The 23,830-nt window shown below is 36.3% G+C and carries 27 protein-coding genes, 1 pseudogene and 1 riboswitch; of the genes and pseudogenes, 15 read left to right on the forward strand and 13 right to left on the reverse strand.

The features are described from left to right. Window positions 1-2: 2 nt before the first annotated feature. The 8 genes from ABH960_RS06750 to ABH960_RS06785 all read right to left on the reverse strand — a co-directional run bounded on the left by ABH960_RS06750 (window position 3) and on the right by ABH960_RS06785 (window position 6,029). Complete coding sequence (locus ABH960_RS06750; protein ID WP_002089091.1) at window positions 3-500, reverse strand: cation:proton antiporter regulatory subunit; 498 nt, start codon at window positions 498-500, stop codon at window positions 3-5. A 39-nt stretch (window positions 501-539) separates the two neighbouring features. Beyond that, window positions 540-1,106: a tyrosine-type recombinase/integrase gene (locus ABH960_RS06755; RefSeq protein WP_404443780.1), complete on the reverse strand. Its 567-nt coding sequence runs from the start codon at window positions 1,104-1,106 to the stop codon at window positions 540-542. 112 nt (window positions 1,107-1,218) lie between these two features. After that, on the reverse strand, window positions 1,219-1,407 hold the full coding sequence (locus tag ABH960_RS06760) for a hypothetical protein (RefSeq protein WP_002067637.1): 189 nt from the start codon (window positions 1,405-1,407) through the stop codon (window positions 1,219-1,221). Between the two features lie 157 nt (window positions 1,408-1,564). Then, a complete protein-coding gene (locus ABH960_RS06765) occupies window positions 1,565-3,424 on the reverse strand; it encodes an FtsX-like permease family protein (protein WP_404443783.1) in 1,860 nt (619 codons plus the stop codon). Between the two features lie 16 nt (window positions 3,425-3,440). Continuing rightward, window positions 3,441-4,202 (reverse strand): ABC transporter ATP-binding protein, encoded by a 762-nt coding sequence (locus ABH960_RS06770; RefSeq protein ID WP_105585974.1) that lies wholly within the window; start codon window positions 4,200-4,202, stop codon window positions 3,441-3,443. 239 nt (window positions 4,203-4,441) lie between these two features. Continuing rightward, on the reverse strand, window positions 4,442-5,464 hold the full coding sequence (locus tag ABH960_RS06775; protein WP_404443786.1) for a DUF418 domain-containing protein: 1,023 nt from the start codon (window positions 5,462-5,464) through the stop codon (window positions 4,442-4,444). Between the two features lie 136 nt (window positions 5,465-5,600). Then, entirely contained in the window at window positions 5,601-5,750 is a 150-nt protein-coding gene (locus ABH960_RS06780; protein WP_001129345.1) for a hypothetical protein, read from the reverse strand. 15 nt (window positions 5,751-5,765) lie between these two features. After that, window positions 5,766-6,029, reverse strand: a complete 264-nt coding sequence (locus tag ABH960_RS06785) for a YtzC family protein (protein ID WP_002089099.1) — start codon at window positions 6,027-6,029, stop codon at window positions 5,766-5,768. A gap of 261 nt (window positions 6,030-6,290) precedes the next feature. Here ABH960_RS06785 and mnmL point away from each other — a divergent pair, with 261 nt between their 5' ends. The 6 genes from mnmL to ABH960_RS06815 all read left to right on the forward strand — a co-directional run bounded on the left by mnmL (window position 6,291) and on the right by ABH960_RS06815 (window position 11,693). Continuing rightward, window positions 6,291-7,250 carry a tRNA modification radical SAM protein MnmL/YtqA gene (mnmL, locus tag ABH960_RS06790; RefSeq protein WP_002034421.1) on the forward strand — a complete coding sequence of 320 codons (960 nt, stop codon included), beginning with the start codon at window positions 6,291-6,293 and terminating at the stop codon, window positions 7,248-7,250. Continuing rightward, window positions 7,247-7,819, forward strand: a complete 573-nt coding sequence (gene mnmM / locus ABH960_RS06795) for a tRNA 5-(aminomethyl)-2-thiouridylate-methyltransferase MnmM (protein WP_404443791.1) — start codon at window positions 7,247-7,249, stop codon at window positions 7,817-7,819. Before mnmL ends, mnmM begins: the two co-directional genes overlap by 4 nt. A gap of 185 nt (window positions 7,820-8,004) precedes the next feature. Next, entirely contained in the window at window positions 8,005-8,838 is an 834-nt protein-coding gene (locus ABH960_RS06800) for an ABC transporter ATP-binding protein (RefSeq protein WP_002034419.1), read from the forward strand. Between the two features lie 18 nt (window positions 8,839-8,856). After that, window positions 8,857-9,537, forward strand: a complete 681-nt coding sequence (locus ABH960_RS06805; protein ID WP_404443794.1) for an ABC transporter permease — start codon at window positions 8,857-8,859, stop codon at window positions 9,535-9,537. A gap of 24 nt (window positions 9,538-9,561) precedes the next feature. Continuing rightward, window positions 9,562-10,236 (forward strand): aspartate/glutamate racemase family protein, encoded by a 675-nt coding sequence (locus ABH960_RS06810; RefSeq protein ID WP_002184795.1) that lies wholly within the window; start codon window positions 9,562-9,564, stop codon window positions 10,234-10,236. A gap of 155 nt (window positions 10,237-10,391) precedes the next feature. Then, window positions 10,392-11,693 (forward strand): PepSY-associated TM helix domain-containing protein, encoded by a 1,302-nt coding sequence (locus tag ABH960_RS06815; RefSeq protein WP_404443797.1) that lies wholly within the window; start codon window positions 10,392-10,394, stop codon window positions 11,691-11,693. Between the two features lie 34 nt (window positions 11,694-11,727). Here the strand turns inward: ABH960_RS06815 and ABH960_RS06820 are convergent, their stop codons facing one another. Then, a complete protein-coding gene (locus ABH960_RS06820; protein ID WP_002089107.1) occupies window positions 11,728-12,792 on the reverse strand; it encodes a tetraprenyl-beta-curcumene synthase family protein in 1,065 nt (354 codons plus the stop codon). 37 nt (window positions 12,793-12,829) lie between these two features. After that, window positions 12,830-13,633: an alpha/beta hydrolase gene (locus ABH960_RS06825; protein ID WP_002129529.1), complete on the reverse strand. Its 804-nt coding sequence runs from the start codon at window positions 13,631-13,633 to the stop codon at window positions 12,830-12,832. Window positions 13,634-13,707: 74 nt separating this feature from the next. On the opposite strand from ABH960_RS06825, the gene ABH960_RS06830 reads away from it, so the two are divergent. The 5 genes and pseudogenes from ABH960_RS06830 to ABH960_RS06850 all read left to right on the forward strand — a co-directional run bounded on the left by ABH960_RS06830 (window position 13,708) and on the right by ABH960_RS06850 (window position 17,362). Then, window positions 13,708-14,220, forward strand: a complete 513-nt coding sequence (locus tag ABH960_RS06830) for a gamma carbonic anhydrase (protein ID WP_002015678.1) — start codon at window positions 13,708-13,710, stop codon at window positions 14,218-14,220. A 145-nt stretch (window positions 14,221-14,365) separates the two neighbouring features. Beyond that, window positions 14,366-14,896 carry a phosphatase PAP2 family protein gene (locus tag ABH960_RS06835; RefSeq protein ID WP_404443802.1) on the forward strand — a complete coding sequence of 177 codons (531 nt, stop codon included), beginning with the start codon at window positions 14,366-14,368 and terminating at the stop codon, window positions 14,894-14,896. A 12-nt stretch (window positions 14,897-14,908) separates the two neighbouring features. After that, window positions 14,909-16,051, forward strand: coding sequence for a glycosyltransferase family 4 protein (locus ABH960_RS06840; RefSeq protein ID WP_404443805.1), 1,143 nt, complete (start codon window positions 14,909-14,911; stop codon window positions 16,049-16,051). 3 nt (window positions 16,052-16,054) lie between these two features. Next, window positions 16,055-16,238 (forward strand): annotated as a pseudogene (locus ABH960_RS06845) (IS200/IS605 family transposase); the annotation flags it as partial. Between the two features lie 11 nt (window positions 16,239-16,249). Continuing rightward, complete coding sequence (locus ABH960_RS06850; RefSeq protein WP_404443808.1) at window positions 16,250-17,362, forward strand: RNA-guided endonuclease TnpB family protein; 1,113 nt, start codon at window positions 16,250-16,252, stop codon at window positions 17,360-17,362. Window positions 17,363-17,580: 218 nt separating this feature from the next. Here ABH960_RS06850 and ABH960_RS06855 read toward each other — a convergent pair whose 3' ends face one another. Both ABH960_RS06855 and ABH960_RS06860 read right to left on the reverse strand, forming a co-directional pair. After that, window positions 17,581-18,183 carry a molybdenum cofactor guanylyltransferase gene (locus ABH960_RS06855; RefSeq protein ID WP_404443811.1) on the reverse strand — a complete coding sequence of 201 codons (603 nt, stop codon included), beginning with the start codon at window positions 18,181-18,183 and terminating at the stop codon, window positions 17,581-17,583. Further along, a complete protein-coding gene (locus ABH960_RS06860; RefSeq protein WP_404443814.1) occupies window positions 18,180-18,689 on the reverse strand; it encodes a MogA/MoaB family molybdenum cofactor biosynthesis protein in 510 nt (169 codons plus the stop codon). Before ABH960_RS06860 ends, ABH960_RS06855 begins: the two co-directional genes overlap by 4 nt. Before the next feature lie 246 nt (window positions 18,690-18,935). Here ABH960_RS06860 and ABH960_RS06865 point away from each other — a divergent pair, with 246 nt between their 5' ends. Further along, on the forward strand, window positions 18,936-19,115 hold the full coding sequence (locus ABH960_RS06865) for a hypothetical protein (protein ID WP_002067722.1): 180 nt from the start codon (window positions 18,936-18,938) through the stop codon (window positions 19,113-19,115). A 6-nt stretch (window positions 19,116-19,121) separates the two neighbouring features. Continuing rightward, entirely contained in the window at window positions 19,122-19,304 is a 183-nt protein-coding gene (locus ABH960_RS06870; protein WP_404443817.1) for a hypothetical protein, read from the forward strand. Window positions 19,305-19,495: 191 nt separating this feature from the next. Here ABH960_RS06870 and metK read toward each other — a convergent pair whose 3' ends face one another. Continuing rightward, window positions 19,496-20,695 carry a methionine adenosyltransferase gene (metK, locus tag ABH960_RS06875; RefSeq protein WP_131246890.1) on the reverse strand — a complete coding sequence of 400 codons (1,200 nt, stop codon included), beginning with the start codon at window positions 20,693-20,695 and terminating at the stop codon, window positions 19,496-19,498. Between the two features lie 169 nt (window positions 20,696-20,864). Then, window positions 20,865-20,986, reverse strand: a riboswitch (SAM riboswitch). A 228-nt stretch (window positions 20,987-21,214) separates the two neighbouring features. On the opposite strand from metK, the gene pckA reads away from it, so the two are divergent. Both pckA and ABH960_RS06885 read left to right on the forward strand, forming a co-directional pair. After that, complete coding sequence (gene pckA, locus ABH960_RS06880; RefSeq protein ID WP_242310584.1) at window positions 21,215-22,801, forward strand: phosphoenolpyruvate carboxykinase (ATP); 1,587 nt, start codon at window positions 21,215-21,217, stop codon at window positions 22,799-22,801. 287 nt (window positions 22,802-23,088) lie between these two features. Next, on the forward strand, window positions 23,089-23,295 hold the full coding sequence (locus ABH960_RS06885) for a hypothetical protein (protein WP_404443821.1): 207 nt from the start codon (window positions 23,089-23,091) through the stop codon (window positions 23,293-23,295). Window positions 23,296-23,830 lie beyond the last annotated feature (535 nt).

The raw sequence follows: 23,830 nt of genomic DNA on the forward strand, positions 1-23,830 counted from the left end.
GATTATGAATCACCTCCTGCCGAAAGTAATTCCTTAATAATTCTTTTCACTTCATGTCTTTCGCCCGATAATACGAGCATATCGCCAGCTTCAATGATAGAATCTGGGCCTGGATTAAAGAACTTCTTCATATTCTTTTTCAAAATAGCAATGATTGTTACGTTATATGTTTTTCTAACGTGTAAGCTCCCAATTGTTTTTTGTACCACTGGTGCGTTATTTTCTACTTTAAACCATTCAATTGATAATCCTTCAAAAGCCATCTCAATCGTGTCTAAAGCTTGTGGCCTATATACCATCCCGCCTAATATAGCCGCAATTTGTCTTGCTTCAGAATCACGAAGAGAAATGCTTGAAATACTCTCATCATGATCCGCATCAAAATGGTACATTTCCCTTCTTCCATCATCGTGAATAACAATAACCATTTTTTCATTACCTTTTGTTATCACTTCAAATTTACATCCAATGCCTGGTAGTTCACTCTCTCTAATATTCATATTCCCGCCTCCTAATTTTTTAGTTACGGCTCTTTCCTTTTACAAATCTACATCAATCTCTGTTTTAAACTTCTCATCTTTTGATATCCCTAAATACTTTAACGTTTCTGATGGAGTTGCGTGATGAAAATGCTTTTGCAATAGCGCAATCGCTATTCCTCTTTTGTACGCATGAAATCCAAATGTTTTTCGCATTGAATTCGTTCCAATCTTTCCAATAATCCCAACCGCTTCAGCTGCGCTATGGATAACACGATATGCTTGTTGGCGTGAGATTGAATTTGTCGTTTTATTAGATTGAAATACGTAGTTTTCCCTTTTAACATCAATAGATTGTACGTACGCTAAAAGCGCTTCTTTTACTTTTGTATTTAAATAAATATCTTGTTTAAACTTTTCATCTTTCACAGGAAGAGAATAAAACTCTTTAACAGTTCCATCTTCATTTAATACATCTTCAAATTTAATACTCAGTAGTTCAGTAATTTTTAAACCTGTGTTAATTCCAATAACAAATAAAAGATAATCTCGCTGTGAATGCTCTTTTAAATATTTTTTCATAGCCTCAATTTGGCTTATATTTTTTAATGCCTCTACAACTTCCATACATGTATTCTCCTCATCTTATGAACGGTAATTTTCTCATCATGTTGTCCATTTTACCTTATCATGCTATGGGAATTCCATGTATTATCCATTTCCTTTTAAATTTTTTACGCTATACAATTGGAGCGATATACTTTAATGCACCTAAAAATTCTGGATATTTATGATTTGGAAACTTACTATTGTAAAAATACGTTGCGGTTAGAAAAATAACGAGGGATAAAAATGAAAATAGTAAAACTTCTTTGGACCTTAGCGCTATACCTATAACTTCAAATAAAGATCCATCTTCTTTCTGCAATTTAGATTCCTCCTTTCAGTTCCTGCTACTTTATACATTCAGTTTATGTTACTTAATTACATTCTATAACACAATTAAGTAACATATCAACGTTTTTTATTATTTTTTCTGAAAATAATAAAAATACCGAGCACCCTCTGCTCGGTATTTTTCGTTATTAATCTTCTTTCGGAAGAACAATTCCTTTATACAATTGAACTGTAATGAAGTAGTAAATTGCATAAATGACTACGAAAATTACAATCGGTACCCAAATACGGAAATACGGATCCACTAAAATGAAACCGAAAATATTCATACCAACTAATACGTGGGCAATACCTACAATTGCTGGGAATAAGAATACTAAGAACAACTCTTTATAAATTGATTTCGTTAATAATTCATGGCGCACTCCGATTTTACGAAGCATTTGATAACGTGTAATATCTTTTGATGCACCAGAAAGAATTTTAAACATTAAACAACTTGCCATCATTGCTAAGAATGCAATTCCAAGGAAGAAGCCCATAAACACTGTTCCACTCGCAACACCGTAGAACATATCGTAAGCTTGATATTTACTGTTCATTCTTTCAGCTGTTACATTTTTATATTTATCTAGTTGCAACTCGTCAAGTTTTTTCCATTTTTTTGTATATGTTAAGAAATCATCTGTTTTTCCGATAAATGCTATACCTTCTTTACCATTTATCCCATCGTACATTTTTTGATCTACAATTTTAATTGCATGATCTTCGTATATATAATATGGCTGGATTGTACTAAAAGCATCAACCCATTCTCCTGGAAGTTCTTTAGCGTTCGCATCTTTTTCATTCATTTCTCTAGAAACTGCACCTACTGGTAGTTCCTCTGAAACTTTTTTCGTATTTACTAAATCCTTCATCGATTCCATATTTGCCATATCTTTTACTAAAGGACGATTGTTCTCTAAATCTTCTTTTACATAGTAAACGTATTTATCGTCAACTTTGTAACGATATTCATTTTTCTCTTTAAATGGAATACCATCTAAAATTTTCTTTTCTTCAGCTGTAGGATTATGAACAACTGAATCATATATTACTAAACCATCGACCATTTTTATAACGTTATTTTTAAACGCCATACCACCTGAAATCGCACCAGCTCCAAGAGCAACTAACATCGCTACTGTCGCAAGCACTTTCGTTAAACTATTAATACGGAAGTTTAATTGTGCAAATGTAAAAGCGTTAAGTCCTTTTTCACTACGTTTTTTATTACTTTTTAACTTTTTAATAATAACTGGAAGAAGCGATCCAAACAGCATGTAAGTACCAGCTGTTGTTGTAATTAATGCAATAAGGATTCCCATCTCTCTTAGTTTATCCATATAAATCATTGATGCATAGCCAATGCCTAATAAAATAACCGCTAGGAATGCAACTAAACCTGTCATTTTTCCTTTTACTGCAACACGTTCTGTTTGTGCATCTGCATGTACAAGTTGCAGTACAGAAATACGCGATAACTTAATACTGTTCATAATTGCTGATAATACAAATAGTGCAAAGAAGAAGATGCAAGTAACAGTCATAGATGGCAGATAAAATGCTTTATAGCCTTCACCCGCAAATTCGAGTTGTTTCATTAATAACTGACCGATACCTTCTGCAAGTCCTACACCAACTGTAAGTCCAATCGCAAGAGACGCAGCACCTAATACGATTGTTTCAATAAACATAAGTAATGTAACTTTATGCTTTTTTGCTCCTAACATCATATACATACCAAACTCTTTTTGACGAAGAGATAATAAGAAAGAGTTCGCATATAAAATATAGAAGAAGGTTATTATTGCTAATAAAAATGAACCTGCTTGGAATACAAATCCGATAGACTTAATCACTGAATTAGATTCAATAAACGCTTTATTCAGCGCTAACGTTTGGAACATATAAAAAATTGAAATCGACATGACAAGACCGACAAGTAAGACGATATAATCTTTCAGCTTACTTTTTAGCCCTGACATGGAAAGTTTGAATAACATGCCAAAGTCTCCTTTCTTACGCTTTTTGTGTGCCTAAGTCTGCAAGCACATCTAAAATTTCTTTATAAAACTCTTCACGTGTACCACCGCGATGAATTTCTTTATATAGCTCACCATCTTGAATGAATAAAATACGCTGACAGTAACTTGCACTATATGGATCATGCGTAACCATCATAATAGATACGCCTTGTTCTTCATTTAAGTTTGTCATCGCATCAAGTAAACTTGCTGCATTTTTAGAATCAAGAGCTCCTGTTGGCTCGTCCCCTAAAATAATTGCAGGCTCATGCACAAGTGCACGCGCTGCTGCCGAACGCTGTTTCTGTCCTCCAGATACTTCAGTTGGATACTTTTGAAGTATTTCTGAAATTCCTAACATATCCGCTACTTTCTCTACTTTCGGACCAATATTACGTGATGGGACACCTTGAAGTGAAAGTGGAAGTGCAATGTTCTCATAAATAGATAAGTTCTCTAATAAGTTGAAGTCTTGGAAAATGAATCCTAACTTTTGCGAACGGAAATCAGAAAGCTCACCTTGCTTCATTTTCGTAATGTCCGTACCCGCAATTTCAACAACGCCGCCCGTTGCTTTATCAAGCGTTGAAATTACATTTAATAATGTCGTTTTACCAGAACCAGATGGTCCCATAATTCCAACAAACTCACCCTCTTGAATTGAGAATGAAACACCTTTTAACGCGTGTGATTGGTTCTCACCTTTTTTACCGTACACTTTTTGAACGTTTTTCACGTCTACAACTGGTTTCGTCATATATATCCTCCTACACTTGTTTTTCCATTACCTATTTTGCGCCTTTTGGAGGTGAACTGCTATTTATTAACATTACAATTACCTTACACTTTTGTAAGAAAAAAAACTGAGCATGTAAGCTTAGTTCTTTCATTAGTAAATGCAATTTTATCAGCGATTTTTCAAATATATCGACTTACCGACAAAAGATGACAATAAAAATAGGCTGTTTCGCATGTGGAACAGCTTATTTCCTACTCTTATTTCTTTAAAGGCGTTACCGTCCAATACGTAATAACACGCCAAATCCATTCTAATGGACCCATTTTAAAGATTTTCATCCAAATCACACTGAAAATAATTTGAATTGCATAAATTGCGATACACACATATAGCATCTGCATGTACGTTAAGTTTCCTGCAAAATTAAATACACTGCCTGCAATTAAAATCATTGCAGTTTGTCCAATATAATTTGTTAAAGCCATACGACCATAGTATTTCAGTGGCGCTAACAATGCTTGAACTGGTTTTAACTGAAGTAATAAAATTAATGCTCCTACATAGAAAGCTGAAATAATTGGTCCAACTGTAACACCAATTTTTAAAAACTGACCTGCAGCATCCATTGTTCCATCCTCAGTCATAAGTATCATATTTACAAATGGATTAGCAGGAACGTGCCCATATTGATACCATAAAGCTATCACACTTAAAACAAACATAACTCCTGTAAAAATAGCGACTTGCTTTATTTTCGCTGAAAGATTTTCAAATATTTTGTACTGTCCTGCAGCAAGACCTAATAAAATTAAACCTACAGGCAATAATTCCTTAGCCGCCATAATACTAAAAACTATCGTAAGAATAAGACCGATTACTAAATTTATTTGCTTCTTCACTTTATAAAATGGTAAAGTGACTAATCCACAAATTGCGTATAACGCTAGTGCTTCTCCGGGCTGAAACATTTGATGAATCAAACCAAAAATAAATAGTGCAACTAAGCGGCGTAAAAATAAAACATATCCATTCTTCCCTTTTGCAATCGCTCTTGTGATGAAGATATAGAATCCTACTCCAAATAAGAATGAAAAGATTGAGAAGAAACGACCTTCTACAAATAAGTATAGAAACCTTTGATAACTTGCATCCACTGTATTAGGGTCTGGAACTTTAATATTAAGTAACGCCAAAATATTTACTAAAATAATCCCCAGTAATGCGAAGCCACGAATGTAATCTAACTCATCAATTCGTTTGTTTGTAATATTGTTCCCCATAATACAACTCCTTGTCCTAAATTAAATCCTCCCTTACTCTACTGGAAAAGTAAGCTTACAACTATCGGAAAACCTTACAGAAATCTTACATTATTGTCATATAACAAAATAAAACCAGGTCATATTGCGACCTGGTTTACTCTGATTGCTTCGATCTTTGAGGTTGTCCCTTTTTACTATTACGCTGTTTCACTTGAACAACTGGATCAAGTTCATTTGAAAATTCAGCGTTATGTCCATTTTGCGTTTTTTGCTCTGGATTATTTTGATCTGAACGTTTCGCCATTACATTCACTCCTTATTAGTGCGGTGTAATAATCATTTGATGTTGCAATTGGCGAATTGCCATACGTGCTCTATTTAATTGCTCACGTTGCTCATCATTCGCATGTTGTTGCATCGTTTGTAAATCATTATATGCTTGTTCTAATTGTAACTGAGCATCCGAATACTCCATCGTATTGTAATGCTCTTGTCTCATGCCTTGGTCTAATTGTTCTTTCGCATATTCCACCGCTTGTTCTGCCTGTGTAATATACTCTTCAAGTGATTGACGCTCTGCCATAATTGTCCCTCCTTGCTTCAATTCCCCTTTAGTGTGTCCCTTCCATATGAACCTTATGAGTATGTTATAATGGATTTTGTTTCATCCCGCATTAACGGGCAGTAAGACCTCTACCTCAAAATTTGGATGAAACAAAAAAAGGTAGGTGAGAGCTCAACTGCCCGTAAACGCCCGATTCGTGAGGGCTGATAATCAGTGGGGGGAACATCCCCCACTGATTAAAGTTTCACTTTATTTTGACTCGTCTTAGGAGGGAAAGTAATGAAGGTTCAAAACCCTTTTCCATATACAAACGACAATAAACGTTATCATACATGGAATTACCACTTACGAAATGAATTTGGTGAAAAAATCTTTAAAGTTTCATTAGATGCTGGCTTCGATTGCCCGAACCGTGACGGTACAGTTGCTTACGGTGGTTGCACGTTTTGTAGTGCTGCTGGATCTGGTGACTTCGCTGGTGATCGCCGCGATGATGTTATAACGCAGTATCATGAAATGAAAGAAAAAATGCGCTCAAAGTGGAAAGACGGAAAATGTATCGCTTATTTTCAGGCTTACACAAATACACATGCACCACTTGAAGTGTTAAAAGAAAAATTCGAACCGCTTCTAGCAGAAAAAGACGTTGTCGGTCTTTCTATCGCAACTCGTCCAGATTGTTTACCAGACGATGTCGTTGAATATTTAGCGGACTTAAATAAACGTACGTACCTTTGGGTTGAACTCGGACTACAAACTGTTCATGAACGTACTGCAAATCTTATTAATCGCGCTCACGATTATCCATCTTATGTGGAAGGCGTAAATAAATTACGCAAGCACGGGATTAGAGTTTGCTCTCATATTATTAACGGTCTTCCCCTTGAAGATTACGACATGATGATGGAAACAACTCGTGAAGTAGCAAAGCTTGACGTACAAGGAATTAAAATTCATTTACTTCATTTATTAAAAGGTACGCCAATGGTGAAGCAATATGAAAAAGGTCAATTAGAATTCCTTTCTCTTGAAGATTACGTAAGTCTCGTTGTTGACCAACTTGAAATTATTCCTGAAGATGTAATTGTGCACCGCATCACAGGTGACGGTCCACCTGACTTAATGATTGGTCCAATGTGGAGCTTAAATAAATGGGAAGTATTAAATTCCATCGATGCAGAATTTGTACGCCGCGGAAGCTGGCAAGGAAAATATGCAAATGAGGAGAAACAAAAATGAAATTAGAACGTGTATTACCGTTTGCTCGCTCGCTGCTGCAAACGGCTGTTAAAGAAGGCGATTACGCTGTAGATGCAACTTTAGGAAATGGACATGACACTTGCTTCCTAGCTGAAATCGTTGGAGATAACGGAAAAGTATTTGGATTTGATATTCAAAAAGAAGCAATTGAAAGCTCTACTATCCGCCTAAAAGAAAAAGAGCTTTTTGAACGTACTGTTTTAGTTCACGATAGTCACGATACGCTTCTATCCGTACTACCAGAAGATGCAAAAGGAAAAGTAACAGGCGCTATCTTCAACTTAGGTTACCTTCCAGGCGGTGACAAGCATATCGTCACAAAACCGAACTCAACAATCTCGGCGATTGAACAATTACTAGGAGTAATGGCACCTGAAGGTATCATCGTCCTTGTCATTTACCACGGACATCCAGAAGGACAAGTAGAACGCGACGCTGTACTTAAATTTGCAGAAGAACTAGATCAAAAAGAAGCTCACGTTTTGCGATACGGCTTCATTAACCAGCAAAATAACCCGCCATTTATTGTGGCGATTGAGAAGCGATAAAGTGAAACTTTAATCAGTGAGGTTTACTGTCCGGCAAATAGCAGGATAATTATATCAACGATTTTTCAGATATATCGATCATTCGACAAAACATAACAAAAAAAGACGTGCATTCATTGCACGTCTTTTTCTTATTCTCCTATATAATGGATGTATACAATATTTGAAGAAAGAAGGATAGAACTTTGCTAGTAGAACTAAGGGGAATTCAAAAGAAGTATGGCAAATCACTTATACTAGACAACATCGATTTATCCATTCCAGAAGGAGAAGCACTCGCTATTATTGGTGGGAACGGGACTGGAAAAAGTACTTTACTCAAAATAATTGCAGGCTTTATTCCACCTACGGCAGGGACACTTCAAAGAAAAGAACATATACAAATCAGTTATGTCCCTGAACATTTTCCTGAAGGAATTCGTTTTACATTAGAGGATTATTTATATCATCTCGGCCACATTCACGGTTTATCAACAAAATATTTAAGAAATAAAATTCCGATGCTCCTTGAATCTTTTCATCTACATCATGCAAAGCATTACGTTGTACGAAACTTTTCAAAAGGTATGAAACAAAAAACAGGCATTATGCAAGCATTACTTACGGACGTCCATTTATTAATTCTAGATGAACCTCTTTCTGGACTCGACCCTAACTCTCAGCAAGAATTAGAGCATATTTTACTCTCATTAAAACAACAAGGCATATCTATACTCTTCACATGTCACGAAAAACAACTACTAGAAAACTTCGCCGATAGAATTGTGACATTAGCAAATCATACAATTGCGGAAGATACCTCTGTGCAAAAATCAACAGAACAGGTCTATATTGAGGCAATTGTTCACGAAACATTTTCAGCTATAGAACTACAAAAGCAATCAGGATTTATACAAGTTACACACAATTCAAATCAAAACCTCATTCAATTACAAATCGAAAAGGAATATGCAAACGAAATGCTTCAGTTTTTATTACATAAAAAAGCATCTATCACACTGCTACAGCCTAATTTTTAAATCGAAAGAAGGTTTATTATGTTTGCGCTTATTCGTTACCATTTTCTCGACTACACGAAATCGTATAAGTACATTCCTCCTATTGCGATGTACTGCATAAGCTTACTTTTTGTATATACATATAAACCAACTCCCATTGTACCAACATACTTAGAAACAGCACTCGCACTTTATTTATTATCTGCCTGGATTACAGTCACAATTTTTCATACTGAAGATCCTGTACAAGAACAAATCACTATTTCACATACAAATAATATTTCGGCATTATACGTTGGTAAATATATTACGGCTTTTCTTATTTGTACTGCTTTATCTTTTATATCCGTAATCTATCCAATTATTTTGCAAATGTTTAATGAAAAAATGACAGCTTCTTTATTTCTAGTCGGATTTCTCGCTCACATGTCTTTATCTATACTAGGAATTTCAATCGCAACATTATTTACTAGAAATATTATTCAAAAAGCAAGCACCGCTTGGCTTAGTCTTACATTTATATTACTTATGACGATTGCCTCAATCCGGTTAAAAAAAGAGTTACTATGTTTTTTACCACCTGTCGAAAGCTTTATAATGCTTGGACAATACAAATATAATATACTTACTCATACTCTATGGCTTACAGCTTGGGCTATCGTATATTCATTTTTATTACTTACTTTATTTCTTTTTCTCGTTCGCAGAAAACGTTTTTGATTACATATTAAAGGGGACTAAACAATGATTGGAATACTAGCAGGAATGGGTCCAAAATCAACCGGACCATTCGTCGATACAGTTGTAGCAGAGTGCCAAACAATTTATGGAGCAAAGCATGATATGGACTTTCCTCATATGATGATTTATTCGTGCCCAACACCGTTTTATATGGATCGCCCTATTGATCATGCGGCGATGAAAAAAGCGATTATTGAAGGAGCGCAAAAACTTGAAAGTACTGGTGTAGATTTCATCGCAATGCCATGTAATACAGCGCATCTTTATTTCGAGGAATTACAGCGTTCTATTACCATTCCTATTTTGAATATAGTCGATGAGACGTTAAAAGCAATTCCTGAAAATACAAAAAGAGTCGCTCTTCTTGCAACAGAAGCGACTGTTCAAGCAAGTATTTACCAAGATGGAATTACAAAACGTGATATAGAGTACATTCATAATGAACAATGGCAAGAAATGATTAATCAAATTATTACTTGTATTAAAGGCGGAGAAATTGAGGAAGCTCGTAAATTATGGAGTCTGCTCGTTTTACAGTTAAAAGACGAAGTAGATACCGCTATTATCGCATGTACCGATTTGAATGTGGTGGTGAGTGAGGACTTTGTTGATTCCGCTCAATGTCTTGCGAAAGCAGTTGTTAGGATCTATGCATCAAATATAAAAAAGTCTTCATAAACATAGAACACATCCTTTTTAAAATGTGTTTTATGTTTGATAAAAACAACCAAAACTTTTAACTTTTTTCACAATTATTTCAAAGTAATCACACTTAATCTCGCTATATTAAATAAGTAGTTTATTCATATAGGGAAGGTTAGGGGAACTGAAGTATGAAAGTAAATCGTTCGCTTCATTATATTTTTTGGAGGTGGCATTTTTACGCCGGGCTTTTTATTACGCCGCTTCTTATTACTTTGTCACTGAGCGGAATTGGGTATTTATTTCGTGAAGAGGTTGAAGATTTCATCTATAAAGATTTATATTTTGGGAAGAGCGCCCAAACAGAGTCTATTTCGATGGCTGATTCGCTTTTCTTAACAGCGAAAAAATATCCACATTATAGTGTGGCGAAAATTAGTGAGTTTAATGGGGATTATAATACGAGGCTTACTATTGCAAATGAATATACAGGAAAGCAAAAATATGTGTATTTAGATAGCAATAATCAAATTGTTGGAGATCAAAATGCAAGTGAAACGTTTGCCAATATAATGAGGGAATTACATAGTTCTCTTTTAGTTGGTGGTACTGTCGTTAACTACATTGTAGAGCTTGCGGCATGCTGGACAATCTTTTTAATTGTGACTGGATTGTATATGAGTATACGCCAATTCAAAAACACACCCGCATCCACTAAGCGAGAAAAGGCAAAACGACGTCATTCTATTATCGGTATTATATTTACAATTCCACTCGTTTTGTTAGTCGCATCTGGATTGCCGTGGTCAGGATTTATGGGTAACCAAATTTATAAAATCGCATCGTCGAATGAATCAATTGGATATCCAAAGTTGTATATGGCACCGCCTGAATCGAAGGTAAAAGAATTGCCGTGGGCAACAAGAAAAGAAGCTCCTCCTGAATCGAATTCAAATGAGCCAAAAGCAATTTCTGTCGATGAATTACAAAAAGGAATTGAAATAAAGAAGCCATATGTTATCTCACTACCGGCTGATCCGAAAGGTGTATTCACCGTTTCGAAATCAAGCGGTTCCGGTATTACGGGTATGCATGTCGCACCAAATGAAGAAATAACAGCTTATTTTGATCAATATAGCGGAGAACTTATTTCCAAAACGGACTATCGTGATTATGGATTATTTGCACAATGGTTTACTTACGGTATCCCGCTTCACGAAGGACATTTATTCGGATGGCCAAATAAAATATTATGCTTACTAACGACATTATCTTTATTACTTCTCATTTATTACGGAATAAAAATGTGGTTAGCAAGAAAGCCAAAAGGAAAATTAGCAGCACCGCCAAAGCAAAGAGATAAGAAAAGCATAATCGTTTTCTTTATCATGATGGTTATACTAGGCGCTGTCATGCCTTTATACGGACTATCTGTTTTAGTTATTTTCGCAATTGAACTTCTCATATATGTATTTTCAAAAATACAATCATAATAAGAAAACCACTCTACAAGAGTGGTTTTTTTCATCACTGCGCCATTTTCTTTCGGTACATCTTCCCGTTCCAGTAGAAGAATCGTGAAGTGAGCCCTCCGTATTTTACAATGCGCCGTGCCATTTTGTGCATATTCTTTTGCGCTGATACTTTTTGATCTGATAAATAAATACCAAGTAATCCTCGGCTTATGAGACGATGAAACTTCGCATGAGGCAAATCACCAATGCTCTTCTCTGCTTCTTCTACAAAATGTTTCATACGATCTAATATAGCTTGCTCGTTTTCATAATAACTACAGAAATTCAAATCTCCGCCGATACGGTCTTCTTCTTGATCGATGAAATAATCAAGTAAAATGTGAAGTCCTTGTACGTATGGAAAATACCCTTGTCTAATTTTCACAATATCTTCTTCATGTAACTCATCATGAAATGCATATGCTACAAGACAGAAAATTCCAAGCGTAGAACCTGCACATGCTGAAAACTCAAACCAACTCATCGGTGGTAAATTTTCTTTATGCGCTTCAAACCATGTTTTTAAGCGTGGTTCTCTTTCTTCTAACTTCACGTGTTTATGAATTTGCAAATCACAATAATAACAAGCAAGTTCATGAAGAATTGGAGCAATTTTATCATAATGCTTCGTTTTCTTTAAAACATCCTGACATGTTTCAACAAGCTCATCTAAATAACCACCATCATCTTGATCATCACGATAACGATAATAGTTACCGCCCCCTTCAACTTCAGGGCTTAATGCCATTACCATCGACTCATGAAGAGCCGCAAAGTCTTTCGGGTCAAGTGATGTACTACGATCACATAAATTATCTAAATAGTCGCTAATCGTTTGATAAGCTACGATAAAACGAATACATTCCTCACGATGTTCATTTGCTAGTAGCGCTAAAATGCCACCGCCCTCGCAATGAAACGTTTTATTCTCAATACTTGCGATTGCCTGACTATGAAGCTCGTCATTCGGAATATGGTAGGCACGCTCTTTCCACATCGCTAGCTCATGGTGTACTACCGGAAACACATCACGGTATACTTTCGCCATGAGCGTTATGGGATTACTCGGTACGTTCACTTCTTCCTTCATCTCCTCTATTCAATGTACAAATAATTTACTTATTTGTTTCTATTATGTTATTGATGCGTATTTCAGTAAATGACTGAATATAATTCAAAATTTCATCACGCTCATACTCATTTAATAACTCATGATAACAATTCGGCCATTCTTTAAAAGCCTTATCACTTATTTTAACATTATCAAACCAAGTACGGACACGTGTTTTATCTACAAGTTTATCCTCACAAGCCTGCATTAGCAAGAGTGGAACGTCTGGAAAATCGCCTATTTTTTTATGCGCAATTTCGATAGACTTAATCAATTCACTATACCAACGTACTGATACTTTGCGCAAGAACAATGAATCATTCTCCATCGCATCTCTCACTTCATGATTACGAGTTGACATTTCCACTGTAAGATTCGTTGCAAATTGCAATTTTGGAGCAACAACATTTAATATTTTTGAGGCAGCTCGAAGCGGAGCAGAAGGTCCAGTTAATACACCTAAACATGGTGAACTTAAAATAATACCATCTACATCTTCTCTCTTCGTTTCTTGCATCATACGAATGACAATAAGACCACCCATACTATGACCAAATATAAAAATAGGTAATCGATACTTCCTTGCCTCTTTCACCCATAATTTAACTTCCTCTATGTATTCATCAAATGAATCAATATGTCCTCTATTTCTCGAAGTCGTTCCATGTGATGGAAGGTCTCCCATCACAACGTGGTAGCCGATATGATTCCACATTTCTGCTATAGCTTCGTAACGTCCGTGATATTCCATTGCGCCGTGCACGATAACGACTACAGCTTTCGCTTCCTCTGCTTCATAATTCCACATACGGACCTCCTCCATTTCACTCTTTCTCATAATTTGATACACTAAAACTAGTCTCTAGGAAAGGAAGGCTTTACATGATATATCCTTACAAAGAAAAAAATCCAAAAATTGCGAGTAGTGCTTTTATCGCTGACTATGTTACCATTACAGGCGATGTGACAATTGGCGAAGAATCTAGCATTTGGTTTAATACAGTCATCCGCGGTGATGTATCACCAACGATAATTGGAAATAGAGTAAATGTACAAGATCAATGTACACTTCACCAAAGCCCCCAGTATCCTCTTATTTTAGAAGATGACGTTACCGTTGGGCATCAAGTTATTTTACATAGCTGCAAAATTGAAAAAGATGCTTTAATCGGAATGGGATCTATCATATTAGATGGCGCTGAAATTGGTGAAGGAGCTTTCATCGGTGCTGGTAGTCTCGTTTCACAAGGAAAGAAAATCCCTCCTAATACGTTAGCTTTCGGTCGCCCTGCGAAGGTCATTCGCGAATTAACAGAAGAAGACCGTAAAGATATGGAACGTATCCGCACACAATACGTTGAAAAAGGACAATATTATAAATCGTTACAAAAGTGATTTTATCGCTGCCATAAGACTGGCAGCTTTTTTTATGAAAAAATCTAACTTTTTCTTTACAAAACCTTATTATCCCCTCAATAAAATCTTATTAAAATAGAAGTTAATAACTCCATATATATGTAAATGAGGGAGGAAAAATCTCATGAAGGTCAGTGGACTATATAAAATAGAATGTTACATCTTCAAAGGAATTAATCGCTACTTTGATCAAAAAACATTAAACATCTTTTTCAGCAATATTACCCATATCGGTGGTGCAAGTTTTTCCATTGCACTTACCCTATTCTTTTTAATTTTCGCAACAGGGAATTTGCATCAAGCTGCAATTGCAACTACTATTTCTTTGACAATTAGCCATATTCCTGTGCAAATATTAAAAAGATGGTATCCACGAAAACGCCCTTATTTAACAATTCAGGATGCGAAATATCCAGTTCATCCATTAAAAGATCATTCTTTTCCATCCGGACATACAACGGCTGTTTTCTCTGTCCTCATTCCATTTATTTGCTATAATCCAAACTTGCTTGCTTTTCTATTACCGTTAGCATTATGCGTCGGTATTTCCCGTATTTATTTAGGGCTTCATTATCCGTCAGATGTATTTGTAGGCATGTGCCTTGGCACTTGCTCTGGCATCATCTCTTTTTATCAACTCATTCCACTCATGTAAAGGAGCGATATGATGAGAGTCGCCATATTTACCGATACATTTACACCACAAGTCAACGGTGTAGCGAAAACTTTGGAACGTTTAACTAAATATTTTCAAAAAGAAAATATCGCCTATTCTGTTTTCGCCCCTCAGCATACGGCAGAAGATAATTTCGTAGCGAATGTGAACAAAATGAGAAGTATCCCATTAACAATATTATATCCAGAATGTCGCTTTGCCTTTCCTACTCCGCGCATTAAGCGGGAACTTCTTGCCTTTAAACCTGATATCATTCACATCGCTACGCCTTTCAATATGGGACTTTGTGGGTTATATTATGCCAAAAAGTTAAATATCCCAGTTGTCGGTTCTTATCATACTGATTTTGACGCCTATTTACGCTATTACAAAATCGAATTTCTCTCCAATATGCTATGGAACTATTTAAGCTGGTTTCATAGTCATATGCAAAAAAACTTTGTTCCTTCTCCTGAAACATTACATCAATTAAAGAAAAAAGGATTTCAACAGCTCTATATTTGGGGACGTGGTGTAGATTGTACTCTCTTTCATCCAACTTACAATAAAGACCTATTCCGAAAAAAATATAATATTACAGCGAAATATATTCTTTCCTACGTCGGGCGCCTTGCTCCTGAAAAAGATATCGATACTCTTCAGACACTTATTCAAACGACAAACAAAGAACGTGACGATATTCATTGGCTCATCGCTGGAGACGGGCCTCTAGCAACAAATTTACGTGAAGCTGTTCCGAAAACAAATGTCACTTTTACTGGATATTTACAAGGTACGGATTTAGCTGGAGCATATGCTTGTTCTCATATGATGGTATTTCCATCAGCTACTGAAACGTTTGGAAATGTCGTACTTGAATCATTTGCATGCGGTACACCTGTCATTGGTGCAAATAGTGGCGGGGTTAAAAATATTATTACAGATGGAAAAACGGGAATTCTTTGTCCGCCAAAAGATACAGATTCCTTTCTATCCTCCATCCATTCTTTATTGCAAAATGAAGTGCTGCTTATGCAAATGGGCATAGCAGCTTCGTCTTATGCTAAATCAAAAAGCTGGGATGAGATCTTTCGTGGCTTACTTGACCAATATGAAGAAGTCCTTCAGCACACTGCATCAGAATTACTCGCTTAAAAAGAAATGACAAAATTTATTAATGCTTATAAAAGTGCAAGTTCTCAACTAATCAAAAAAGACTTTCCACAAGTGAAAAAAACTTTAGAAAGAAATGTTTTGGTCAAGAAGTTTTTGCTTACTAACTACTGGTAGTTCGCCAATAGACGTAGTAAAGAAATATATTGAAAATCAAGGTAAAAAGTGAGGTGAAATGATATGACAAAGCAGAATAAAGCATATAAATTCCGGTTGTATCCAACAGAAGAACAAGCAAATCTTATACGTAAAACCTTCGGTTGTGTACGTTTCGTGTACAATAGAATGTTAGCTGAGCGAAAAGAAGCGTACGAAAAATACAAAGATGATAAGGAACAACTAAAGAAACAAAAGCCTCCAACCCCTGCGAAATATAAAGCAGAATTTGAGTGGTTAAAAGAAGTTGATTCATTAGCTTTGGCAAATGCTCAACTACACTTGCAAACTGCATATAAGAATTTCTTTAGTGGTCAAAATAACTTCCCGACATTCAAAAGTAAAAAGGACAGAAAGTCTTATACAACGAATGTAGTAAACGGTAATATTCTGTTGCTTAATGGTCATATCAAATTGCCAAAACTGAAAATGGTACGTATCAAAAAACATAGAGAGATACCACAAGATTATATGATCAAGTCTTGTACGATTTCTATGACACCTACTGGTAAATACTATGTGTCAATCTTGACTGAATACGAAAAAGAGATTGTACAAAAAGAAGTAGAAACAGTTGTTGGATTAGACTTTGCAATGGATGGATTATACGTCAGTTCTGAGGATGAGAAAGCCAATTATCCTAAGTTCTATCGTAACATGTTAGACCGATTAACAAAGGCGCAACGAGTATTATCAAGACGCAATAAAGGTTCTGAACGTTGGAATAAACAACGTATTCGTGTAGCTACGTTACATGAGAAAGTAGCTAACCAACGTAAGAATTTTCTTCATCATGAGTCTAAAAAGTTAGCTGCCAATTTTGATGTTGTAGCTATTGAAGATCTAAACATGAAAGGAATATCGCAAGCACTTCATTTTAGAAAAAGTGTCGCTGATAATGGGTGGGGTATGTTCACTTCTTTCTTAACTTATAAACTAAACAAACAAGGAAAACAACTTGTGAAAATAGACAAATGGTTTCCATCAACAAAAACATGTAGTAGCTGTGGAAATGTGAAAAGTCTGACATTGTCTGAACGAATCTATTCTTGTATATGCGGTGTAAATCTCGATAGAGATTATAACTCAGCCATCAATATCAAAAATGAAGCAATACGTCTTTTAGCGTCAGCATAAATTGTAATAAAATAACCTTTGGAACAAGGGAGTTAGCTCGGCTGTCTTAGGACGAATTCGTTAGCTATCAGAAGTAATGATTAACCGAGAAGCCCTCACTTCAAACACTCCTTTAGGACGTTAAGTGGCAGGTAGTTCACGAAATCCCCTTAAAATCAACTTACTCACATACCTTTATACAGCAATTGTTCCCCAATTTCTGTATATCAAAAAACCTTTCATTCATTTGAAAGGTCTTTTTGAGCCTGCACATATTCTTCTTTCGTATTCACATTTATAAACCAATCTGCATTCGCCTGTACATCCTCACCAACAATATATTTCACATTACATTGTGATAAAAGCTGGCCCATACTTCTTTTTTCTTCCTGAAGCAAAGCATAAATCTTGTCTTTCACACGGTTATGGTACGCTGCAAGTAACGGTTGTTTTCTTCCATTAATAATAGGAACAACCGCATCATATTCATTACTCGTTTGCTCTAGTAAAATGGTAAACCATTCATGCGAAACATTTGGCGCATCGCAAGGCATAATAGCGTACCAATCTGCTTCTATATATTTCATTCCTGATACAATTCCAGCAAGTGGTCCATTTCCTTTATAATGCGGAATATCTTCTATAACAGGAACTTGTACAAGTTGCTCTACTCGCTCTTTTATATCAGAATGACTAATGACTACAACTTCTTGTAACGCAGTTGTCATCACTTTCAAAATATGCTCTATAAAAGTACTCCCTTGCCAGCTCGCTAACGCTTTCGGCTCACCAAATCGACTCGACATACCGCCTGCCAATACAATTCCAGCATACTTACTCATTGGCGATGCAGCTCAAATGTAATATGACCTAATTCCGGTAAAATTAATTTATTCATCGCAAGGCGAACTGCTCCGCTAGACCCTGGCATGGAAAAGACAACTTTGCGCCCAATTGTACCGCTGATCGCTCTACTTAACATTGCGCTGCTTCCGATATCTTCTAAATAGCTAATCATACGGAACAACTCACCAAACCCAACAATTTCTTTATCTAATAACGCTGATACTGCTTCAATCGTCACATCACGTTTCGTAATACCAGTACCGCCATTTGTTAACACGACATCAACATCTTCCCGATGATAACCAGCTAACACCGCTTGCTGAATACTCTCTTTATCATCTTTTACAATTTCATAAGAGGTCACTTTATGTCCTGCTTCTATTAATAATTCATGTAATAGTTGTCCACTCTTATCCGTCTCTTCCGTACGTGTATCGGAAATCGTCACGATCTTGCAACGAACTTCTTTTGGAGCTTGTTTTTTATGCTCAGTTACGCTCATTTTTTATCTTTCCTTTCTTAAAGACTTTTCTTCATTTTATCATACATATCTTTACACAATTATGTATGAAGCCAACGATGCATCATGATACAATATAAGTATACACACCCAGAAAAAGGAAGATAAAAGTTATTTATACTCCTAGACTTCACATCATTAGCTACTCTTTAACTCCCCTTATATTTTCTACATAGTAGATTTTATTTTAAAACTTACATTATAAAATAATTTGGAGGTTCACACACTATGGAACTTTATAAAAAATTAACAACAACATTCATCCTCTTATTTGTCGCTTCCATCACTGTCGGCTTTTCTTTAAAAGGCGCAATTCCATACGCTACATTAGTGAGTATTATATTCGCAACGCTATTTTTACTGAGCAGTGCTTTTTGCGCAGGAAAAGCGCGTCAACTGAAAGGGTGACCGTCTATGTTCCGTAAGAAACCAATCCTTTGCAAATCATGTGAAAAGGAAATACAAACGTATGAAAAAGTATGGATTCATATGCCATTTCCGGCAAGTGGTATGACAAATATGAGAAAGTATATTGAGCTAGACGGCGAAGTTTATTGCAGTTCATGTATCCAAATAACAAATAAAGTGAAACTTTAATCAGTGGGGATTTTGTTCTTCCCCACTGATTATTAGTTGAACCAATCGGGCTTTTACAGGCAGTTAGCCTCCTACCTAACTTTTTTGCTTTACATCCGAATTTTGAAGTGGGAGGCTTACTGCCCGTTAATGCGGGATAAAACCAAATAAAAAAAGCTTTGCGCACACAGCGCAAAGCTTTTTTTCATATATTATAGACCAGCTTGCTCTTTTAAAGTAGCTGCTTTGTCTGTACGTTCCCATGAAAGATCTACATCAGTACGTCCGAAGTGGCCATAAGCTGCTGTTTGTTTGTAAATTGGGCGACGTAAGTCTAGCATTTTAATAATACCAGCTGGGCGAAGATCGAAGTTGTTACGAACTAGTTCTACTAATACGTCTTCAGATACTTTACCAGTGCCAAATGTATCAACTGAAATTGATACTGGTTGCGCTACGCCGATTGCGTATGCAAGTTGTACTTCTGCTTTGTCAGCAAGACCAGCTGCTACGATGTTTTTCGCAACATAACGAGCTGCATATGCTGCAGAACGGTCAACTTTCGTTGCATCTTTACCAGAGAATGCACCACCGCCATGGCGAGCGTATCCACCGTAAGTATCAACGATGATTTTACGTCCTGTTAAACCAGCATCACCTTGTGGTCCACCAATTACGAAGCGGCCAGTTGGGTTAATGAAGAATTTCGTTTCTCCATCCATTAATTCTGCTGGAACTACAGCTTTAATTACGTGCTCTTTTAAATCGCGATCGATTTCTTCCCACGTAACATCTGGATGATGTTGTGTAGAAATTACAATTGTATCCACACGTACAGGTTTACCATTTTCATCATACTCAACTGTAACTTGCGTTTTTCCATCCGGACGTAAGTATGATAATGTGTCATCTTTACGTACTTCAGTTAAACGACGAGCTAATTTGTGAGCAAGCGAGATTGGAAGTGGCATTAATTCTTGTGTTTCATTACATGCGAAGCCAAACATTAAACCTTGGTCTCCCGCACCAATTGCCTCAATCTCAGCGTCAGTCATTTGACCTTCGCGTGCTTCTAGTGCTTGGTCAACACCCATAGCGATGTCAGCAGATTGCTCATCGATAGATGTTAAAACTGCACAAGTTTCTGCATCGAATCCGTATTTTGCGCGTGTGTAACCAATGCCTTGAATTGTTTCACGAACGATTTTTGGAATATCTACGTAAGTAGAAGTCGTAATTTCCCCCGCTACCAATACTAAACCAGTTGTTACAGTTGTTTCACAAGCTACACGTGCATTTGCGTCCTTTGCTAAGATCGCATCTAAAATTGAATCAGAAATTTGGTCACAAATTTTATCTGGATGTCCTTCAGTTACAGACTCAGATGTGAACAGATGACGTTTTTTTGTCATGTGGTAAACCTCCCTACAGTAATTGTATATATTGTACGGAACTCATCCTTAATTTGCCACAAACTGCGACATACATTTATTCTCCCACACAAGCATACAGAAAAACCTTTCCTACTTAACATAGAGGAAAGGTTTAATTTGCTACTTGCATACTGCTTTTTGCCCTTTGCTCTTATCGTTCGAGACCGTTAGCCTCGCACAGGTTTTAGCACCTATTCACCTGTATTTACCACTACAAGTGAGGTTGCTGGGCTTCATCGGGCCTGTCCCTCCGCCAGCTCGGGATAAGAGAGTATCCGTCCCAACCTATACTAAAGAAATGATATTCATTTGTCAATTAATATTCACATTTTCCTGAAAGTTTTTCTCAATACGTATAGAATGAAATATTAATAGGGAAATGATACATTCACACAAACAAAAATAAATAAATAGTATACATTATTTATATAATTGTGTTATACTATTGATGGGGATTACGAGAAATATTTCATTAAATGAAAAGGATGGTATATAAATATGAGTACTGTGAATGTCCAAATTGGTTTACATGAATTATTGAACGGAAGCAATGCACAGATTCAATTAAGTGTTCCGCAATTAGTGGAAAAAGTATTAATGCGAAACGAAGGGAAATTAACTTCTACTGGTGCCGTTTCTGCTTCAACAGGAAAATACACAGGACGTTCTCCTAAAGATAAATTTATTGTGAAGGAAGCATCGGTTGCTGACAAAATTGCTTGGGGAGCCGTGAACCAACCGATCTCTGAAGAACATTTTAATAAATTATATATAAAAGTTTTAGAATACTTAAAAGAAAAAGAAGAGTTATTCATCTTCAAAGGATTTGCTGGCGCTGATCGCAACTATCGCCTACCAATTCAAGTTGTTAACGAATATGCATGGCATAATTTGTTCGTACATCAATTATTTATTCGTCCAAATGAAGAAGAATTAGCAACTCACGAATCAGAGTTCACAATTGTTTCTGCACCAAACTTCAAAGCAGATCCAGCAATTGACGGTACAAATTCTGAAGCATTCATTATGGTTTCATTCGAAAAACGTATCGTACTAATCGGTGGTACAGAATACGCTGGAGAAATGAAAAAATCAATCTTCTCTATTATGAACTTCTTACTACCTGAACAAGACATTCTTTCTATGCACTGCTCTTCAAACGTAGGCGAAGAAGGCGACGTAGCACTATTCTTCGGTTTATCTGGAACAGGCAAAACAACATTATCTGCTGATCCAAACCGTAAATTAATCGGTGACGATGAGCACGGTTGGTCTGATAACGGCGTATTCAATATTGAAGGCGGTTGCTATGCAAAATGTGTAAACCTTTCTCATGAGAAAGAACCACAAATCTTCGATGCAATCAAATTTGGTTCAGTTTTAGAAAACGTTGTCATTGATGGTCAAACACGCATCGCTGACTATAACGATACTACTTTAACAGAAAATACACGTGCTGCATACCCTATGCATGCGATTGACAATATCGTACTGCCAAGTGTTGCAGGACATCCAAATACAATTATTTTCTTAACTGCTGATGCATCTGGCGTATTGCCTCCAATCAGTAAGTTATCAAAAGAGCAAGCTATGTACCATTTCTTAAGCGGTTACACTAGTAAGCTAGCAGGAACAGAGCGCGGTGTTACATCTCCACAAGCTACATTCTCTACTTGCTTCGGTTCACCGTTCTTACCGCTTGATGCATCTCGTTATGCTGAAATGCTTGGTGAAAAAATCGAGAAACATGATGCGAAAGTATTCTTAGTAAACACTGGCTGGACTGGTGGCGAATACGGCGTTGGTAAACGTATGAACTTAGGTTACACTCGTGCAATGATTCAAGCAGCACTAAGCGGTGAACTTGCTAAAGCTGAAACTGCAAAACACGACATCTTTGGCCTTGAAGTACCTCGTCATGTTCCAGGTGTACCTGATGAAGTATTAATGCCTGAACAAACTTGGGCTGATAAAGATGCTTACAAAGCGAAAGCAATTGAGCTTGCAAACGAATTTAAAGAAAACTTCAAAAAATTCGATAGCGTTTCTGAAAATATTATTAACTTAGGCGGTCCAATCGCTTAATTACAAATTTTCTGTTGGAATAACCCTTTTACTCATATGAATAAGTGTCGTGTAACCGTAAAATTCCGCGTACTCACCGACAAAACCCAATGCGGCTTAACGGTTACACACACTTACATAAAAAAGAAGCTTACGTTAAAAACGTAAGCTTCTTTCTATATCTTATATAAAGTGAAACTTTAATCCCTTCATCTATTGCATACCAATACCCATAAATTTACAGGGAATTCATTTTATAATCATTCGTTTGTAGTTTCCTATGATACAATTTACATATAAAGGAAAGGGTGAGGCCCAAGAAAAATTTTTCTCGTACAGGAAAAATTTTATTCAGTTATGGAGCGATTCAAATGTTTTGGGGACTTGTGATGCTTAACGTTAATTTATTTGAGCATACAAGTGAAACGATAAAATACATTATTCTAATTACCGGAATATTTTGTTGTATTGTATCCAACTTTTTTAAAGAACCTAAGAGTCATACTACTAAGTGATTTCATATTAACTTATTGGAAGCGGGAACCTATATTTTATACAAAGTTACGCTTCCTGTTGTACTATCCACCGCCGGATCCCTTATTCCAGAGTAAGCCAATTTTCAATTTAAGTAACCAGATTTTCATTTATACAAATCACGGCTTCGAACATATAAACTATTTTCCCACTCACTACATCCTTCTCGTTTCACATCGCATGGGACTAAAAAAGGATCTGACCGCTTCTATCCACTGCCAGATCCTATATTCCATCTAAAAAAGTTCCAAACCTAATTTTCAATTGATATACTCGGATTTTCACACATACAAACCACGGCTTCGAACATATAAACTATTTTCCCACTCACTACATCCTTCTCGTTTCACACCGCATGGGACTAAAAAAGGATCTGACCGCTTCTATCCACCGCCAGATCCTCTATTCCATCTAAAAAAACTCCAAACCTAATTTTCAATTGATATACTCGGATTTTCACACATACAAACCACGGCTTCGAACATATAAACTATTTTCCCACTCACTACATCCTTC

The sequence above is a fragment of the Bacillus sp. RC252 genome (assembly GCF_044909215.1).
GTDB lineage: Bacteria > Bacillota > Bacilli > Bacillales > Bacillaceae_G > Bacillus_A > Bacillus_A mycoides.

What these genes read in the sequence shown, in the direction of transcription:
- ABH960_RS06750 (WP_002089091.1), bottom strand. Translation starts at nt 500, where the DNA reads ATGAATATTAGAGAGAGTGAACTACCAGGCATTGGATGTAAATTTGAA.
- ABH960_RS06755 (WP_404443780.1), bottom strand. Translation starts at nt 1,106, where the DNA reads ATGGAAGTTGTAGAGGCATTAAAAAATATAAGCCAAATTGAGGCTATG.
- ABH960_RS06765 (WP_404443783.1), bottom strand. Translation starts at nt 3,424, where the DNA reads ATGTTATTCAAACTTTCCATGTCAGGGCTAAAAAGTAAGCTGAAAGAT.
- ABH960_RS06770 (WP_105585974.1), bottom strand. Translation starts at nt 4,202, where the DNA reads ATGACGAAACCAGTTGTAGACGTGAAAAACGTTCAAAAAGTGTACGGT.
- ABH960_RS06775 (WP_404443786.1), bottom strand. Translation starts at nt 5,464, where the DNA reads ATGGGGAACAATATTACAAACAAACGAATTGATGAGTTAGATTACATT.
- ABH960_RS06780 (WP_001129345.1), bottom strand. Translation starts at nt 5,750, where the DNA reads ATGGCGAAACGTTCAGATCAAAATAATCCAGAGCAAAAAACGCAAAAT.
- ABH960_RS06785 (WP_002089099.1), bottom strand. Translation starts at nt 6,029, where the DNA reads ATGGCAGAGCGTCAATCACTTGAAGAGTATATTACACAGGCAGAACAA.
- mnmL (WP_002034421.1), top strand. Translation starts at nt 6,291, where the DNA reads ATGAAGGTTCAAAACCCTTTTCCATATACAAACGACAATAAACGTTAT.
- mnmM (WP_404443791.1), top strand. Translation starts at nt 7,247, where the DNA reads ATGAAATTAGAACGTGTATTACCGTTTGCTCGCTCGCTGCTGCAAACG.
- ABH960_RS06805 (WP_404443794.1), top strand. Translation starts at nt 8,857, where the DNA reads ATGTTTGCGCTTATTCGTTACCATTTTCTCGACTACACGAAATCGTAT.
- ABH960_RS06810 (WP_002184795.1), top strand. Translation starts at nt 9,562, where the DNA reads ATGATTGGAATACTAGCAGGAATGGGTCCAAAATCAACCGGACCATTC.
- ABH960_RS06815 (WP_404443797.1), top strand. Translation starts at nt 10,392, where the DNA reads ATGAAAGTAAATCGTTCGCTTCATTATATTTTTTGGAGGTGGCATTTT.
- ABH960_RS06825 (WP_002129529.1), bottom strand. Translation starts at nt 13,633, where the DNA reads ATGTGGAATTATGAAGCAGAGGAAGCGAAAGCTGTAGTCGTTATCGTG.
- ABH960_RS06830 (WP_002015678.1), top strand. Translation starts at nt 13,708, where the DNA reads ATGATATATCCTTACAAAGAAAAAAATCCAAAAATTGCGAGTAGTGCT.
- ABH960_RS06835 (WP_404443802.1), top strand. Translation starts at nt 14,366, where the DNA reads ATGAAGGTCAGTGGACTATATAAAATAGAATGTTACATCTTCAAAGGA.
- ABH960_RS06840 (WP_404443805.1), top strand. Translation starts at nt 14,909, where the DNA reads ATGAGAGTCGCCATATTTACCGATACATTTACACCACAAGTCAACGGT.
- ABH960_RS06850 (WP_404443808.1), top strand. Translation starts at nt 16,250, where the DNA reads ATGACAAAGCAGAATAAAGCATATAAATTCCGGTTGTATCCAACAGAA.
- ABH960_RS06855 (WP_404443811.1), bottom strand. Translation starts at nt 18,183, where the DNA reads ATGAGTAAGTATGCTGGAATTGTATTGGCAGGCGGTATGTCGAGTCGA.
- ABH960_RS06860 (WP_404443814.1), bottom strand. Translation starts at nt 18,689, where the DNA reads ATGAGCGTAACTGAGCATAAAAAACAAGCTCCAAAAGAAGTTCGTTGC.
- ABH960_RS06865 (WP_002067722.1), top strand. Translation starts at nt 18,936, where the DNA reads ATGGAACTTTATAAAAAATTAACAACAACATTCATCCTCTTATTTGTC.
- ABH960_RS06870 (WP_404443817.1), top strand. Translation starts at nt 19,122, where the DNA reads ATGTTCCGTAAGAAACCAATCCTTTGCAAATCATGTGAAAAGGAAATA.
- metK (WP_131246890.1), bottom strand. Translation starts at nt 20,695, where the DNA reads ATGACAAAAAAACGTCATCTGTTCACATCTGAGTCTGTAACTGAAGGA.
- pckA (WP_242310584.1), top strand. Translation starts at nt 21,215, where the DNA reads ATGAGTACTGTGAATGTCCAAATTGGTTTACATGAATTATTGAACGGA.